The sequence below is a fragment of the Sulfurovum aggregans genome (assembly GCF_055385215.1).
The window spans coordinates 137,221-153,240 of sequence record NZ_AP042387.1; the positions used below are offsets into that span (position 1 = coordinate 137,221).

Sequence of the window (16,020 nt, forward strand, 5' to 3'; positions counted from 1 at the left end):
TTTACAAAAGGAATGAAATGCCAAATGAATTATTTGATTTTGCATACATGGGAAATTATGATGAAGCTATAGAGAGATTAGCCGAGTTCGCAGAACCTGAAGATTGGAGTTATACTTCAATGAGTTCAAACAGAAGTAACCCAATTTTATATAATTATATCTTGTATACATTCAAAAGACTATCGGAAGAAAATAAAATTTCTACAAATGACAGTTATGCCTGTTTTGACACAGGATTGATGACAATCAGTCAGGAACCAATCTATGCCTTTTTTGATAAAAATAATATTCAAGGACAACAAGAATGGCATTTTAAGCAATGGGCAAGAAAAGGTGAAAGCATTATGAATAATTTTTCAATATTACCAGAAATGGCACATTATTTTGATAATCCAGGAGATTTAGTATATGATACAAGATTAGAATTAAGAGAAAATATTGAACACATAATAGAAGAAAATAAAGCAAGATTTCCTGAACCATATAATAGCATGAGTAATTATCAGTTGCAAACTCATTTTAAAGGTGCACTTGATAATGCAATTAAAAGAGTTAAAAGAAATTATAAAACAGCTATACCTCAATATTATAATGGAAAAATGCAATTACTCTTTCCAATATGCTTATCGGATCCAACGAAAGCAGATATTGCATTAACAATAGAAAAGCATAACGAGTTTTATCGTGCCGCAACTATTATTACTCTTGATATGGCATATAATAATGCAAGACTTATTGCAAAACCAGATAAAGATTGGTTACAACCATAAAATATAACAAATCAGAGAAGCTAATAAATTACCCTGCGGCTAATTTATAGCTTACTTTGATCGTTATATCCAAGTTACCACATTTATTTGGAAGTTTGAATATTCCTATTTTATAGGTGAATTTTAAAGTTTTAAGGAGGACTTCATGAAGAAGTTAATTTTAGGGTTAGTTGCAATTACAATGACAATAAGTTCTGCAAATGCTTGGAGTATAGAAAAAAAAGAATACACTGATAGCGGTATAAAATATTTTGTTAATTGTAATGGCATTAAAATTATTACAGCGACAAAAGATGGAAATTCATATTGGGATAGCAATGGTATTCATCGTAATAGTTTAAATAGTGCCATTGAATCAAGCTGTAAAAAATATTTAAATTCTGAAAAAATTGGCACAATTAAAAAAGGAACTATATTATTTAAAAAAAGATTTGGGAAAAAGAGTATTGAATATTGTTTAAAGAGAGAACTAAATTGGGCATCTTGTGAATTGGATGTAGAACTAGGATATCTCCCTAAAGTAACAAATAATTCAAAAATTAAAATTTTACAATCTTTCAGTAATAAAAATTTAATTGAAGATTATTATAAAATTACAGATAATAATAATATATATTATGTTAGAAAACAAGATGTACAATAAGGAGTTTTTATGTATATAAAGCCTTTTTTTATCGGTTGTAATTGTAGTGGGGGACATATTTATCCTCAAAGTAGTATTGTAATTGATAGTGTATATTTCAATGATGATGATTGGTGGTTAGCAGAAAAATGTAAAAGCTGTGGAATAGTTACAGTTGTTGGTTCTCCAAACCTTTACTTAAATAGCAAAACAATTGACATTGAAGGAAAAACATATTCTGTTGTTGAACCAAGATTTATTTAAGATATAACAAATCATTGGAGAGAAATATTTGACCCTGCGGCTCAAATATTTCTCAACTCAGTCGTTATCTAAAGGAAAAAATTGCCATCAATAGCACTAAAAGAATTCAAAAAGAATATGATAGATGTATATCGCTTGAATCAAGCACATGATGAATTAAGCCCTAATCATAGAGGTAGAAGAGGCTTAGGTCATATCACTAGAAGTGGAATTATTATGTTATGTGCTAGTTGGGAATTATATGCTGAATCAGTTTTAATTGAATCTACAAGATATCTTGCAACTAAAGCTGACACACCTAATGACTTACCATTACCAGTAAGAAAACATTTATCAAAAAAAGTCAAAGAGGCTTCTCATAATCTAAAACCTTTAGAATTAGCTGGAATGGGATGGAGAAATGTTCTTGATTCATATTGTTGCCAAGAAACGAGAGCATTAAATACACCAAAACATGGAAAACTCAAACCATTATTTTTTAATTATTTAGGACTTGAAGATATTGCAACCTTATGGTCTGCAGATAAATCAATCATTGATGAATTTGTAGGTCTACGTGGTAATATTGCTCACAATGGTCGATCTAGTGAATATGTAACTATTGACACTCAAATGTTAAATACACAAATGATTTATGAAAATTGCTTGGAAATGGATAATAACTTATGCGATTATTTTTATAGTATTACAGATGGAACAATACAACCTTGGAGAAAGGTGACTAGATAACAAAACAGTGTAGCCAATAAATTACCTAGCGGCAATTTATTGACTATCTTCAGTCGTTATCATCACAGAATTAGCAATCTAAGAGTAGTTTTAAATTTTTGATTATCTTATAATTACATCATAAAGCAGATGAGAGGAAACAATGAAAAAGACAACAAAAAATGATTATATCCAAAGTGTATATAAAGTCATTTTTTATATTGAGAAAAACTATAATGAAGATTTAACTCTTGAAGAGTTATCAAAAGTTGCTAGTTTTTCAAAATATCATTTTCATAGAATTTTCAAATCTATTATTGGTGAGAATTTAAGCGATTATATTAGACGAGTAAGACTTTCAAGTACAACTTTAAAGTTTAAAACAAATCAAAAAATCACTCAAATTGCAATGGATAGTGGATATGAAACAAATGCTTCCTTTACAAAAGCTTTTAAAAAGCATTTTGGAATAACTCCCAAAGAGTTTTCTTTAAATGCAAAAAAGAAAAAAGGATTAAAGATGTTAGAACCTAAAATAGTTGAGTTAAAACCAGTAGAGGTTTTATATGTGAGAAAAGAAGGTGCTTATGATAAATCAGCAGGAGAAGCATGGGAAGTTTTGATGAGCTTTGCTTACAAAAATAAAATTAAATACAAAAAAAATTTAATGGGAATAGATGCAATGATGTTTGGAATAGGACATGATAATCCAAATGTAATAGATGAAGATAAATTAAGATTTGATGCTTGTATTACTTGGGATGATAAAACTGTTAAACCAGAGGGTGAAATATTATCAAAAATTATCGAAGGTGGTAAGTATGCTATGTTTTTACATAAAGGAGCTTATGAAAATTTAAAGGCTACTTATGATGAAATTGGAGACTGGATTGTAGAGAGTGGTTTGGATGTTAGAGATTTACCAATGTTTGAAAAATATTTAAACAGAGACCCACGAAAAACAAAACTAGAAAACCTTAAAACTGAAATTTATGTACCATTAAAATGATAACAAATCATTGGAGAGAAATATTTGACCCTAGTGGCTCAAATATTTCTCAACTCAGCCGTTATATGAAAAAGGAACCGTGGTGGCAAGGATGCAGGTGATAATTTGATTTACGCAATAATTCAAAAGGAAAAAAAGAAATGATGGAGTGGATGGAATACTCTATAAGTGAATTAAAGAATCAAAAAAACCCATTCAATATTGAGTATATTCCAGTGAGTTACCCAAAACCAAATGAGCTTGTGTTGGTAGCGGAATGAAACACATAACAAGGCCGGACTGAACACCCGCCCCCCTTACCCACTTCAATAACCTTCAAACAACCTATGCTACAATAACCCCAACCAAAACAGATAGATCAACCCCAAGGAAACATCATGACACTCACCCCTGAAGAGAAAAGCATTATACTAGACAGTATCCGAGATATTCCGGACTTCCCAAAACCGGGCATCATCTTCAAAGACATCACCACATTGCTGAATAACCCAAAAGCACTCAATACACTTATGGATCACCTGACAAACCGTTACCTGGGTTATGATCTGGACTATATTGCAGGCATAGATGCCAGAGGCTTCATCTTTGGTTCCATTCTGGCTGACAGACTGGGAGTAGGCTTTGTACCTGTACGTAAAAAAGGCAAACTCCCCTACACTACTGTTGCTGAAAAATACAGCTTGGAGTATGGTTTTGATGAAGTAGAGATACATATTGATGCTTTTGGTGAAAATGGGTGTTGCCATACAGGTGATCCTTCCAAAGTCCTGCTTATAGATGACCTCATAGCCACAGGAGGAACAGCCAAAGCAGCTGCAAATCTCATAGGTAAAGTAGGTGCAAAATGTGTAGAGGCCTGTTTCATCATGGAACTTGGATTTTTAAACGGACGTGGAGGGATAGAAGCTCCTGTGTATTCCGTTTTAGAGATAGATTAAACAATATGCCACTCTTTAGGGATTTAACACTCCCTAACCTCCTATACGATATAATTTACATAATTACTACTACAAGAGAAATAAATGAATTTAAATAAAGAAATATATATCCCAAGACCAAGTCCTCATGATCCGGATGACTTAGGGCATTTTGGTAAATTTGGCGGGCGTTTTGTACCTGAAACACTGATGCCGGCACTTGAGCAGCTTAGACTGGATTACGAAGCAGCACGTTTTGACAAGGACTTCTGGTCTGAAGTGGACTACTACTACAAAAACTATGTAGGCCGTCCTTCAGCACTTTACTTTGCAGAGAATCTCTCTAAAGAGCTTGATGCGAAGATCTACCTCAAGCGTGAAGACCTTAACCATACAGGTGCTCATAAGATAAACCACTGTGTTGCACAGGCTGTTCTGGCAAAAAGACTGGGCAAGAAAAAAATTATTGCAGAGACCGGTGCTGGTCAGCACGGTGTGGCTACGGCAACGGTTGCAGCACTTTTTGGACTTGAATGTGAAGTCTTCATGGGCGCCAAGGATGTAGCCAGACAGGAACTCAATGTATTTCGTATGAAACTGCTTGGTGCAAAAGTACATGCCGTAGAGTCCGGCAGTAAAACACTCAAAGATGCTATGAATGATGCTATCCGCCACTGGGTAACCAATGCAAGAGACACCTACTACCTCATAGGCACGGTTGCAGGGCCTCACCCTTACCCTATGATGGTACGTGACATCCAGTCTATCATCGGATGGGAAGCAAAAGAACAGCTTCATGTAGTTGAGGGTTGTCTTCCTGATAAAGTCATCGCATGTATCGGCGGCGGATCGAACGCTCTTGGTATCTTCAACCACTTCCTGGAAGATGAAAGTGTGGAGTGTATCGGTATTGAAGCAGGAGGAGAAGGACTGGACTGCAAACATGGCTGTTCTTTGGAAAAAGGAAGCCCGGGAGTACTTCACGGTCAGCTCAGCTACCTCCTTCAGGATGAAGACGGACAAATACAGGAAGCACACTCCATTTCAGCGGGACTGGACTACCCGGGCATCGGACCTGAACATGCTTTTCTGAAAGATGAAGGTGTCGTAACCTATGACCACATCACAGATGATGAAGCCATGGAAGCCTTTGTATGGCTCTCACAGGCTGAAGGTATCATCCCTGCATTTGAGAGTTCTCATGCTATTGCCTACCTGAAAAAAATGAAGCCTGAAGAAGTTAAAGGTAAAACCATTCTGGTAAACCTTTCCGGCCGCGGAGACAAAGATATGATGCAGGCAAAAGATATACTTAAAGAGCAGTTTATATAACAAGATCACATATCCAAAGGGATAACCACCCTGCCTATGTTTTCGCTCCTGTACACGCAGAGCTTGAACATTCCAACTGCTTATATCTTCTATACCGGGAACCGGGAACCCCTTTGTAGAGAAAAAATATTACTGAAAATGCTTGATTTTGTGCAGTGGTGATACTTTTCATTCTGCTGCAAGGTAAGTTAAAAAAGCTTCTATCTCAGGTTTAGCCAATTTCTATGGGATGTTTTTTATTTTGATAGTGTTATACCTCTTCAAAACTCTCTCATATTTTTTATAGATACCATGCTCGTGTAATCTACACACCATATACACTAAACCAGATTTTAGAAATTATTGATACTATATACTGCTAAATCAATCATAGAGTTATACCAACACTAAGGAAAAAAATGAATTTCAATATTAGAACAGATAATATTTCAGAGATCAAAGCCGATCTTGAGATCATCATCGTTATAGACAAAGACCTCAAACACGATTTCATAAAAGATAAAAAACTTCTCAAAAAAGCCGGTTTTTCCGCCGGACAGGATGAAGTTTGCCATCTTATAGAAAAAAACAGACTCTATGTCGGTGCCGATACACTTAAAGGTGTGGGTGTCCGTGCAGCAGTAGCAACTGCAATACGCTCACTCCTGGGTAAAAAAGCTTACAAAACAGTAAAAATAGCAACATATTTGAGCCATCCGAGATGTTCAGCATCACTCAGAGCTGCAGTGGAAGGATTTGTCCTCGGAAGCTACAGTTTTAACACCTATAAAAGCAAAAAAGTAAAATCATCCGTTAAAAATATAGAGATCTCATTAGAAGGATATAATGAACATGAGATCACTATGGAAACAGCGGCAAGAGCTGTACATAACGGTGAGATATCTGCAAATGCCACGAACTTTACAAGAGATATCGTAAACACTACACCGGATGACTGCTACCCTCAGATTATGGCGGAGATCGCTGAAGATCTGGCTAAGAACAGTGACCTGCAATGTAAAATACTTAAACCAAAAGCACTCAGAAAAGAGAAGATGGAAACGCTTTTGGCCGTTGCACGTGCAAGCCGTCATAAACCAAGAGTGATCCACCTGGCACATAAACCTAAAAATCCTAAAGCAGTTGTTACTTTGGTGGGGAAAGGTTTGACTTATGATTCAGGCGGGCTCAGCCTTAAACCGGCAGACTATATGGTAACGATGAAGTCAGACAAGAGTGGAGGTTCTGCAGTTCTTGGTATCATGAAAGCGATCTCTGAAATGGATCTTCCTGTAGAAGTACACGGTTTTGTAGGAGCAGTAGAGAACATGATCGGTGGGGATGCCTACAAACCTGATGATGTACTTGTAGCCAAAAACGGTAAAACGATCGAAATACGCAATACAGATGCTGAAGGCCGTCTCGTATTGGCCGATACACTCTGTTATGCACAACAGGAAGTGAAGGCAGATTACCTTTTTGATTTTGCCACACTGACAGGTGCCTGTGTTGTAGGTGTAGGCCACTATACTTCAGGTGTGATGGGAAACAGTGATGAGACCAAAGCAATGGTAGTGAATGCAGCCAGAATGGCCGGAGAGTTGGCAACATCCCTGGACTTCAATACCTACCTTAAAAAAACCATCAAGAGTGAGATAGCAGATGTGTGCAACATCTCCAATACACGCTACGGCGGGGCTATTACAGCGGGGCAGTTCCTCTCTGAATTCATTGATGATGAGCATAAAGAGAAATGGGCCCACATCGATATCGCAGGACCTGCATTCGTAGAACATGCCTGGGGAGAAAATCCTCATGGCGCTTCAGGTGCAGGAGTAAGGATGATGTTGAGACTCATTGAAAAGATCGCACGTACAAAAGAGAAATAATACTATACAGTAAAAGGTCAGAAGTATTGGCTTTTTACTGCTTTGCCTGAAGATGGCAGGCCAATGCTTCTTCAGCCAGCATATCGGCAATGATCTCTCTGCTGTTAATAATATGTTTGATACCCAATCCTGCTATCACCTCTTCCTCAGCAATGTTATTGACCTTTACAATACTGTTGATCTCCGGTTTGAATGAAGCAATATTTTCACAGATCAACTGCCTCTGTATCTCATTTTCTATAGTAACAATAATAGCTGTACAGGCATTTACATTAAAATGTGTAAGTACCATTTTTTGTGCTGCATTGGCAAGATAAATAGCCTCTTCACCTTTACTGATCTCCTTGTCCACTATTCTGACATCATGTTCAAGAATAACATAGAGCAATTTTCTTTCTCTAAATATTTTCACAAGCTTTTTTCCTACAGGACCATAGCCGCAAATAATAATATGATCCTTAAAGGTACCACCTATCAGTGCCCTGTCACGCAATGCAATGGGTTCTTTCGTCAGTATATCGGCAAGCTTTTTAATATTTTTTAATACAAAAGGTGTAATGATCATGGAAAGTACTATAGTAATGATCATGATCTGATTAAGTTCAACAGAAATAAGACCACGGGAACCGGCAAGCGCAAAGATCACCAGGGCAAATTCCCCTATCTGAAAAAGTGCCATTGACGTTTTAAGTGCTGTCCTTTTTTGAATAAAAAACTGTAAAATACCGAAGATGAATATGCCTTTTAAAAGTATTATTCCGGCAAGCAAGCCCAAAATAATATCTGCATAGGCCATAATGGAATGCCAGTCAATAAGCATTCCGATCGTAACAAAGAACACCCCTAAAAGGATATCTCTAAAAGGTACCAGATCCGCTTCGATACGGTAACGATATTTCGTTTCCGCCAGCATCATTCCTGCAAGAAAAGCACCTAAAGAGTAGGAAAACCCAAACATCTCTGCCAACAATGAGGCACTTATAACACCAAGCAGAACGGCTACAAGAAAGATCTCTTCCGAATTGCTGGACATGATCCAGTCAAAAAATCGTTCAACAAAATATTTACCTACAAAAAACAGTATCAGGAAAACGACGATAGCACTTCCCAGTGTTTCCAAAAGCATTACAGATACAGAGCCTGTATCTGATGTGAAAAAAGAGACCATCAGGAGTATAGGGATCACAGCAAGATCCTGAAAAAGCAGTATCCCGAGTGTTGTACGGCCATAGCCGGAATGTATCTCATTATTGTCATTGAGTACCTTGAGGACAATAGCCGTAGAAGAAAGGGAGAGTGCAAACCCTACTACAATGGCACTTTTGATCTCCAGTCCAAAGAGCCAATACCCCAATGCCGTAAAAAGCAGTCCGGAAAGCATGACTTCCAGTCCGCCATAAACGAATACTTCCTTCTTCATGCTTTTAAGATGATTGAGAGAAAATTCCAATCCGATCGTGAACATCAGGAAGACAATCCCGAACTCTGCCAAATGTGACAGCATCTCTTTGGAATCTTCAGCAAAGTTGAAAATAGAAGAGATAATAAAACCGGAGAATACATATCCGATCACGGTCGGAATATCAAACTTCTTTAAAAAAACATTGAGTATGGTCGATATTGTAATAGTTATGATCAATATCAGCAAGGCATTTTCCATAAAACCCCTCCTGTTTTTATTTATATTATACATGATTCTTGTGATTCTTGCCATACTAACCCCCTCTTCACCAATTTTTAGATAAAATCACGGCAATATATAACCAAAGGAAATACCATGGGACTAGGCATAGGACTTGTCGGATTACCGAATGTCGGAAAATCCACCACTTTTAACGCACTGACGAAAGCACAGAATGCAGAGAGCGCGAATTACCCGTTCTGTACAATAGAACCGAACAAAGCTGTTGTACCTGTACCTGACAAAAGGCTTGAAGAGCTTGCAAAAATCGTAAATCCTGAAAAGATACAGTACTCTACACTGGACTTTGTAGATATTGCAGGTCTTGTAAAAGGTGCAAGTAAAGGTGAAGGTCTTGGAAATAAGTTTTTAGGAAATATCCGTGAAACTGAAGTGATCCTGCATATCGTAAGATGTTTTGAAGACCCCAATATCGTACATACAGAAGGTTCCATTGACCCTATCCGTGATGTAGAGATCATTGAACAGGAGTTACTTTTTGCCGATATCGATGCTGTACTTAAACGTATTGAGATGCTAAAGAAAAAGGCAAAAGGGAATGATAAAGATGCCAAAGCTCAGCTTGAAGTGGCTGAAGCACTGCTGGCCCATATTGAAGAAGGCCACCCTGTTTCTACTTTTTCAGACTTGGAGAGTGATGCATTCAAAGCAATGAACAAAGATCTGCGTCTTCTTACAAGCAAAGAGATCATCTATGGTGCGAATGTAGATGAAGACGGACTCGGTGAAGACAATGAGTTTGTCCAAAAGCTTAAAGCCTATGCAGCAGAGAGAAACTCTGAAGTCATTAAGCTATGTGCCAAAGTAGAAGAGGACATGGTGGACTTTGAAGAGGAAGAGAAAGAGGAAATGCTTGCTGACCTTGGTGTAACAGAGTCAGGACTTGAGCAGATCATCCACAAAGGGTTTGACAAACTCGGACTTCAAAGTTATTTTACAGCAGGTGTAAAAGAGGTACGTGCCTGGACTATCCGTAAAGGTACAACTGCACCCAAAGCAGCAGCTGTCATCCATAACGACTTTGAAAAAGGGTTTATCCGTGCAGAGGTTATCTCTTACGAAGACTTTGTAGAGTTTGGTGGTGAGCAAGGTGCAAAAGAAGCTGGCAAGAACAGACTTGAAGGAAAAGAGTACATCGTTCAGGACGGCGATGTCATGCACTTTAGGTTTAACGTATAATTGTAGGGTGCGTTTACTAACGCACCGATATAAAGGTTAATTATGAGAAAACTACTACTTATCGGATTGATCGGTTTGACAGGATTTGCATTGCTTGGTTGTGAGAACAAAAAAGGGGCATTCCTTGAAACGGTAGAGACACAAAATGATGTACCTACGGCTGTAAGCAAGTTGATCAGTACGATCAAGGCAAAAGGGCTTACCCACTTCGAGACCATAGACCATGCCAAAAATGCTAAAGAAGCAGGATTAAGACTTAAACCTGAGACAGTTGTGGTATTCGGTAACCCTGAAATGGGAACGAAACTCATGCAGTGCAACCCTTCCATGGGATTGGACCTTCCGCTTCGTATGCTTTTCAGTACCGATTACGAGGGGAAAACCACGATCACCTATACCAATCCTGAATACTGGACACTTAAACACAATATTAAAGATAAAAAATGTTTAGGCATTATACAAAAAGCACATATCGCTTTACAGAATCTTGCAGAAGCTGCGGCTAAAAAATAATTTTTAAATGGAATGAAGATTAATATGATATATTCTTATATAACAAAATAAAGATCCAAAGGCTTCATTATGAAAAAAATTATACTTTCGCTTATAGCCCTCTTCTCTTTCTCATATGCTGCAACAGGGTGTGTACTTGTTCAATCTTCAGACATAAATGTCACATGGAAGGCATACAAGACATTGGCCAAGATCGGTGTAGGCGGTAAATTTACATCTGTTACCTATACACCTGCCCACAAAGAGGGTAAGAATTTTAGAGAACTGTTCGTAGGTTCAAAGATCTCCATCGATACAAGCAAGATCGATACAGGAAATCCTTCGAGAGATGATGCACTGGTCAGAATGTTCTTCAAAAAACTGAAGAGTACGATCATAACAGGCAGAATCACCGATATTAAAGCTACCGATAAACATGTGAAAGGCAAACCCCGAACCGGTATACTCAAAGTCATGCTGACCATGAATGAAAAAACACTGATCATTCCAATGATGTACCATTATGAAAAGGGGCATTTTCAGGCAAATGGTACGATTGATCTCTTTGATTTCAATGGAAGATCCGCACTGACCACGATCAATAAAACATGCTATGATCTGCATAAAGGCAAAACATGGAATGATGTGAGTATCAGTTTCAGTACTACTATTGAAGCGACGCTCTGTCATGTTGAAATTAAAAAGTAAGGCTAACATTGAAAACAAATGATATTCTCTATAAGATCCAAAAAGCATTGAACTTAAGTGCAGAAGAGATGCTCGATGCATATGCATCAGCAGACTATGAAATGGATGCAACACATTTAAACTCACTTCTTAAACGTCGTTTTGATGATGGATTTGAGCTTTGCAGCTATGCAGAATTAGGTGTATTCCTTGATGGTTTTGTCATTCTAAAAAGAGGTCCTTCTCCTAAAAAACAGAATGATGCTGAAGTCGTAGAACTTACCAACAACCTCATACTCAAAAAACTGCGTATCGCTCTGGAACTCAAAGAGGCAGAGACAGAGATCATCTTTAGTTTAGGAGAAGCAGAACTCAGCAAACAACAACTAGCTTCCCTCTTCCGTAAAGAAGGACACAAGAATTTTAAAGAGTGTTCAGATGAACTACTTATGGCTTTTTTGGACGGTTTGGATGAATTTTATTTTGTCGGAGAGATCAGCTAATTCCCTTTCCTGCTTCTTTCATATCTGATACGAGAATACAGAAGGGAATCGGGGACTTACTTTTTTGTCTTTAAATCTTTTGAGATACTCAGTTGCTTCAGTAACATTAAGAGGTTTCGAGTAGTAGTAGCCTTGTATCTGTGTACAACCTTCCTGCAGAAGAAATTCCAGTTGTGCTTTAGTTTCTACCCCTTCAGCAATAATCTCGAGACCAAGGTTCTCTGCCAGTGAGATGATAGTCTTTGTAATGGCAACATCATCCTCTTTGTATGGTACATGGTCAATGAATGATTTATCGATCTTTAGTTTTGTAATTGGCAGCTGCTTCAGGTAATTAAGCGATGAATAGCCTGTTCCAAAATCATCTACTGCGATCGTTACACCATAATCTCTCAATGCCTGTAATTCTTTTACGCCTTTTTTCACTTCACGCATGAGAAAACTTTCAGTGATCTCTATCTCAATACATGAACTTTTAAGTCCATTACTCTCGATCTGCTCTTTTAATTCCTTATACAGTGACGTATTCCATACTTGTTGACCTGAAATATTGATTGATATTTTTTTGCAATCCAACTTCTCTTTTTTCCAAAGAGCAGCCTGTCTGCAAACCTCTTTCATAACCCACCGTCCAATATCTACAATAAGACCGCTGTCTTCAGCCAGAGGAATGAAATGATTTGGAGATACAAAGCCCCGTATCGGATCTTCCCAGCGTATGAGTGCCTCAAAACCGATAATATTGTTCTCCAGAACATCGATCTGCGGTTGATAATAAAGCTGAAAATAGTCATGATCGATCGCTTCTCGCATAGCATTCTCTATCTCCATACGATTAATGGCTTCTTCTGTCAATGCCTGCGTATAAAAACGGTAACGGTTTCGTCCATCATCTTTGGCTGAATACATCGCTGTATCAGCATTTTTTATAAGCTCATGCCCCTCTTCCCCATCATCCGGATAAATAGCAATACCCATACTTGATGAAATATAGAATTTTTTATCCTGGAGATTGAAAGCATTTTTAAAAGTACTTTTTATTTTGTCTACAAGGAAAACAATGTCATTGTTTTTCTGAATATTCTCAAGCAAAATAACAAACTCATCACCACCAAAACGGGACAGTGTATCATCCATACGTATTACACTGCTTAAACGCAAAGCAACCTCTTTGAGCAGTTCATCACCAACCGTATGTCCCAATGAATCATTAATATCTTTAAAGTGATCCAGATCCAGAAAGATAAGTGCAAATCTTGTCCGATTCCGGGTAGCACGTTTAATGGCATGTGTAAGTTGATTGTTAAACAGTAAGCGGTTAGGCAGGTCTGTCAATATATCATGATGAGCATGATGATCAAGTTTCTCCTGAATGGTTTTTAACTCGCTTATATCGCTGAAAACACCTACATACCCTGTAAGTCTGTCATTTTTATCCAGAACATCACTTACAGTCAACCACTCAGGATAGAGTGATCCGTCTTTTTTACAGTTAATGACTTCACCGGAAAAAGAGCCTCTTGTTCTAAGTTGATACCAAAACTCATTCCAGAAATTTTTAGTATGTTTTGATGACATTAAAAGGTTTGGCTTTTTACCAATCACTTCCTCTTTTGTATAACCTGTAATAGACGTAAATGCATCATTTACATCCTGTATAACAGCATCTTTATCCGTAATAATAACACCTTCATCAGTATTACGGAAAACCGTAGCTGCAAGTTTCAGATCATATTGACTCTGGCGCAGTTCATGTTCTATCTTCTTCCGTTTCTGGATATCTCTTTGCAACTGTTTTGTTAAAAGAAGCTGTCCGAATATCGCTTCAATACGGCGTGCGATCAGATCAAAGAGATGCAGCTGTGTATCACTGTATCGTGTAACTTCTTTACATTGGTGCATACCCAGGATCCAAAGATCATCTTCATAAGGATTGATTATGGTCAGTGTTGAACTTTTGATCTGCATCCTGTCCACCCATTTTGGAACATGCTTTTTAAAAGAAGATCGCTCTACCTGAAGCGGTGCTTTATGCTTTTTTACTTTAGCAAGGATCTCCTTTTCAAAAGAACCTTCCCGTAATATATATTGCCCGATATTTTTACTTCCATATCCTTTCTTACTTGCTTCATACTCAATAACAAATCCATCTTTTTTGTTTTGTTTGTGATAGAACCACGCTATCTCAACATTGAAGATCGTTAATATTTTAAGCAATATATCATTGATCTTGCTGTCGATCTCTTTATTGGATGCCAGGATATCGGTAATAGAATTAAGATCTTTAAAAAATTTGTTTTGTTCATTAATGATTCTTTTTTGTTCAATAAGATCATGGATATCATGTCCGGTACCTGCAATACAGTTCACTCCGTCTACAACTGTCATCTGGGCATTAAAATGATAGATACGTTCACCCTTGCTTGTCAATATGGGAAAGTCTGTTTTTACGATTCCTTTTTTCAGAACCACTTTAATCAGTTCTCTTACCTTTTTTTGATACCTTTTTGCTACAAAATCAATTGCAAAAAGCCTGTCTATCTCTTTATGGGACCTTTTTGTTACCGTTTCCAGTGCTTTGTTCCACCAGAGTATTCTTCCCTGCATATCAAGAAGGAACATAAAGTCTGTTGAGAGTGAAAGAACAATATTTTGCATGTTGAGTGAAGAGGTGAGTTGTGTATTCAACTCTTTCGTATCCGAGAGTTCACTCAAGTCTATATCTACACAGAAGAGCTCTTTTTTCCCTTCAATATTGGTTTGCATAACATGAGAACTGAATACTTTGACATCACTGCCGTCTTTATGCTTTAAAACAAGTTCGGATGAGGGTATCACTATATCGTTCTCTATCCAGTTATCGATCCCCTTGCGAACATCATCAACTGCTTCTTCCGGGATAATAAGATCTTCAAGGAGGTGTCCCATAGCCTCATCACTGCTGTACCCATAAAGCTTTTCACTCGCCTTGTTCCAGTAAATAACCCTATGGTTCTGATCATAGCCTTGTACAGCGATAGTTGAGAGTCCGGCAACAAGCTGTTTAAAGCGGTTATCACTCGCTAACAGACGCTCCTGCATCTCTTTCTGCTCACTCAGATCGGTAAAAAAGGATGAAATAAATCTTTTTCCCTGAATCGTAATAACTTTCCTTGTAATATCGGCATAAAAAATGGAACCGTCTTTACGCTGCATCGGTATATTGAGAGCTGTTTTCAATTTCCCTGATGACTGAAGATCAAATTGTGATCTGATAAAGGAATGGAACTCTTTGGGGTGTATATCCAGAACAGACATAGTAATAAGTTCATTTTGGCTATATCCCAGCATAGAGCAGATCGCCGGATTTACTGCTTGAAACTCCATAGTCTCTATATCCAATAAAATGATCCCTGAAAGTGTCTGTTCAAAAATAGCCTGAAGCTGCATATTGGTCAGATTGATCTCCTGGAGTTTATTCTCTTCAAGAGTAATATCTGTAATGGTACTGATGGTATAAAGAGGTTTATGATGTGTGTCGAAATAAGTACGGGAAAGAAGCTGTACTATTCTCTCATTGTCAGGGTCGGTTATAATGGTATATTGACCTTTCAGTTCTTTTTTAAAAGGTATTTTTGAAAAAAACTGATTCAGGAATTTATTACGTTCCTCTTTTTTGATAAAATGGAGTATATCATTGCTGGTCAAAGTATTTTGATATTCAGAAATATTCAGAAGGATGTAAACAGTATTACTGATATAGACCTGATTCTCACTATAATCAATGTAACAAAACCCTGTATTAAGCAAGTGTTCATAATTATTAAAAAGATGATGTTTTGTATCTAAAGTTTGTAAATTGCTGATATTGATCTTTTTCATCATACATCCACTTCATAAACTGTCCCGCTGCAAGCAAGGGGATCACTCTATTCTAGATTCTAATTCAAACGTTAACTTATCTGTCTATACCTTCTTGCATCCAAAA

The 16,020-nt window shown here is 37.4% G+C and carries 14 protein-coding genes; 12 read left to right on the forward strand and 2 right to left on the reverse strand.

From position 1 onward, the window contains the following. The first annotated feature begins 17 nt into the window (after nucleotides 1-17). The 8 genes from ACZ48W_RS00635 to ACZ48W_RS00670 all read left to right on the forward strand — a co-directional run bounded on the left by ACZ48W_RS00635 (nucleotide 18) and on the right by ACZ48W_RS00670 (nucleotide 7,490). Nucleotides 18-770, forward strand: coding sequence for a DUF3825 domain-containing protein (locus ACZ48W_RS00635; protein ID WP_464828837.1), 753 nt, complete (start codon nucleotides 18-20; stop codon nucleotides 768-770). Nucleotides 771-915: 145 nt separating this feature from the next. Then, nucleotides 916-1,413, forward strand: a complete 498-nt coding sequence (locus ACZ48W_RS00640; RefSeq protein ID WP_464828838.1) for a hypothetical protein — start codon at nucleotides 916-918, stop codon at nucleotides 1,411-1,413. A 9-nt stretch (nucleotides 1,414-1,422) separates the two neighbouring features. Further along, the gene (locus ACZ48W_RS00645) at nucleotides 1,423-1,656 is read left to right on the forward strand and encodes a hypothetical protein (protein ID WP_464828839.1); all 234 of its coding nucleotides are present in this window, start codon (nucleotides 1,423-1,425) and stop codon (nucleotides 1,654-1,656) included. An 81-nt stretch (nucleotides 1,657-1,737) separates the two neighbouring features. After that, nucleotides 1,738-2,385: a HEPN domain-containing protein gene (locus ACZ48W_RS00650; protein ID WP_464828840.1), complete on the forward strand. Its 648-nt coding sequence runs from the start codon at nucleotides 1,738-1,740 to the stop codon at nucleotides 2,383-2,385. 142 nt (nucleotides 2,386-2,527) lie between these two features. Then, a complete protein-coding gene (locus ACZ48W_RS00655; RefSeq protein WP_464828841.1) occupies nucleotides 2,528-3,373 on the forward strand; it encodes an AraC family transcriptional regulator in 846 nt (281 codons plus the stop codon). Between the two features lie 377 nt (nucleotides 3,374-3,750). Beyond that, entirely contained in the window at nucleotides 3,751-4,311 is a 561-nt protein-coding gene (locus ACZ48W_RS00660) for an adenine phosphoribosyltransferase (protein ID WP_464828842.1), read from the forward strand. Nucleotides 4,312-4,395: 84 nt separating this feature from the next. Beyond that, on the forward strand, nucleotides 4,396-5,622 hold the full coding sequence (gene trpB, locus ACZ48W_RS00665) for a tryptophan synthase subunit beta (protein ID WP_464828843.1): 1,227 nt from the start codon (nucleotides 4,396-4,398) through the stop codon (nucleotides 5,620-5,622). 398 nt (nucleotides 5,623-6,020) lie between these two features. Then, on the forward strand, nucleotides 6,021-7,490 hold the full coding sequence (locus ACZ48W_RS00670; protein ID WP_464828844.1) for a leucyl aminopeptidase: 1,470 nt from the start codon (nucleotides 6,021-6,023) through the stop codon (nucleotides 7,488-7,490). 34 nt (nucleotides 7,491-7,524) lie between these two features. Here the strand turns inward: ACZ48W_RS00670 and ACZ48W_RS00675 are convergent, their stop codons facing one another. Next, nucleotides 7,525-9,204, reverse strand: a complete 1,680-nt coding sequence (locus ACZ48W_RS00675) for a cation:proton antiporter (protein WP_464828845.1) — start codon at nucleotides 9,202-9,204, stop codon at nucleotides 7,525-7,527. 63 nt (nucleotides 9,205-9,267) lie between these two features. On the opposite strand from ACZ48W_RS00675, the gene ychF reads away from it, so the two are divergent. From ychF to ACZ48W_RS00695, 4 genes are all read left to right on the forward strand, one after another. Further along, nucleotides 9,268-10,371 carry a redox-regulated ATPase YchF gene (gene ychF, locus ACZ48W_RS00680; RefSeq protein ID WP_464828846.1) on the forward strand — a complete coding sequence of 368 codons (1,104 nt, stop codon included), beginning with the start codon at nucleotides 9,268-9,270 and terminating at the stop codon, nucleotides 10,369-10,371. A 42-nt stretch (nucleotides 10,372-10,413) separates the two neighbouring features. Next, nucleotides 10,414-10,884: a DUF302 domain-containing protein gene (locus tag ACZ48W_RS00685; RefSeq protein ID WP_464828847.1), complete on the forward strand. Its 471-nt coding sequence runs from the start codon at nucleotides 10,414-10,416 to the stop codon at nucleotides 10,882-10,884. A 69-nt stretch (nucleotides 10,885-10,953) separates the two neighbouring features. Next, complete coding sequence (locus ACZ48W_RS00690; RefSeq protein WP_464828848.1) at nucleotides 10,954-11,571, forward strand: YceI family protein; 618 nt, start codon at nucleotides 10,954-10,956, stop codon at nucleotides 11,569-11,571. A gap of 8 nt (nucleotides 11,572-11,579) precedes the next feature. Further along, nucleotides 11,580-12,053, forward strand: coding sequence for a YehS family protein (locus ACZ48W_RS00695; RefSeq protein ID WP_464828849.1), 474 nt, complete (start codon nucleotides 11,580-11,582; stop codon nucleotides 12,051-12,053). Between the two features lie 18 nt (nucleotides 12,054-12,071). Here the strand turns inward: ACZ48W_RS00695 and ACZ48W_RS00700 are convergent, their stop codons facing one another. After that, the gene (locus ACZ48W_RS00700) at nucleotides 12,072-15,917 is read right to left on the reverse strand and encodes an EAL domain-containing protein (RefSeq protein ID WP_464828850.1); all 3,846 of its coding nucleotides are present in this window, start codon (nucleotides 15,915-15,917) and stop codon (nucleotides 12,072-12,074) included. Between the last annotated feature and the right edge of the window lie 103 nt (nucleotides 15,918-16,020).

Bases quoted from the DNA above. Each gene is read 5' to 3' on its own strand.
- ACZ48W_RS00635 (WP_464828837.1), top strand. From the start codon at position 18: ATGCCAAATGAATTATTTGATTTTGCATACATGGGAAATTATGATGAA.
- ACZ48W_RS00640 (WP_464828838.1), top strand. From the start codon at position 916: ATGAAGAAGTTAATTTTAGGGTTAGTTGCAATTACAATGACAATAAGT.
- ACZ48W_RS00645 (WP_464828839.1), top strand. From the start codon at position 1,423: ATGTATATAAAGCCTTTTTTTATCGGTTGTAATTGTAGTGGGGGACAT.
- ACZ48W_RS00655 (WP_464828841.1), top strand. From the start codon at position 2,528: ATGAAAAAGACAACAAAAAATGATTATATCCAAAGTGTATATAAAGTC.
- ACZ48W_RS00660 (WP_464828842.1), top strand. From the start codon at position 3,751: ATGACACTCACCCCTGAAGAGAAAAGCATTATACTAGACAGTATCCGA.
- trpB (WP_464828843.1), top strand. From the start codon at position 4,396: ATGAATTTAAATAAAGAAATATATATCCCAAGACCAAGTCCTCATGAT.
- ACZ48W_RS00670 (WP_464828844.1), top strand. From the start codon at position 6,021: ATGAATTTCAATATTAGAACAGATAATATTTCAGAGATCAAAGCCGAT.
- ACZ48W_RS00675 (WP_464828845.1), bottom strand. From the start codon at position 9,204: ATGGCAAGAATCACAAGAATCATGTATAATATAAATAAAAACAGGAGG.
- ychF (WP_464828846.1), top strand. From the start codon at position 9,268: ATGGGACTAGGCATAGGACTTGTCGGATTACCGAATGTCGGAAAATCC.
- ACZ48W_RS00685 (WP_464828847.1), top strand. From the start codon at position 10,414: ATGAGAAAACTACTACTTATCGGATTGATCGGTTTGACAGGATTTGCA.
- ACZ48W_RS00690 (WP_464828848.1), top strand. From the start codon at position 10,954: ATGAAAAAAATTATACTTTCGCTTATAGCCCTCTTCTCTTTCTCATAT.
- ACZ48W_RS00700 (WP_464828850.1), bottom strand. From the start codon at position 15,917: ATGATGAAAAAGATCAATATCAGCAATTTACAAACTTTAGATACAAAA.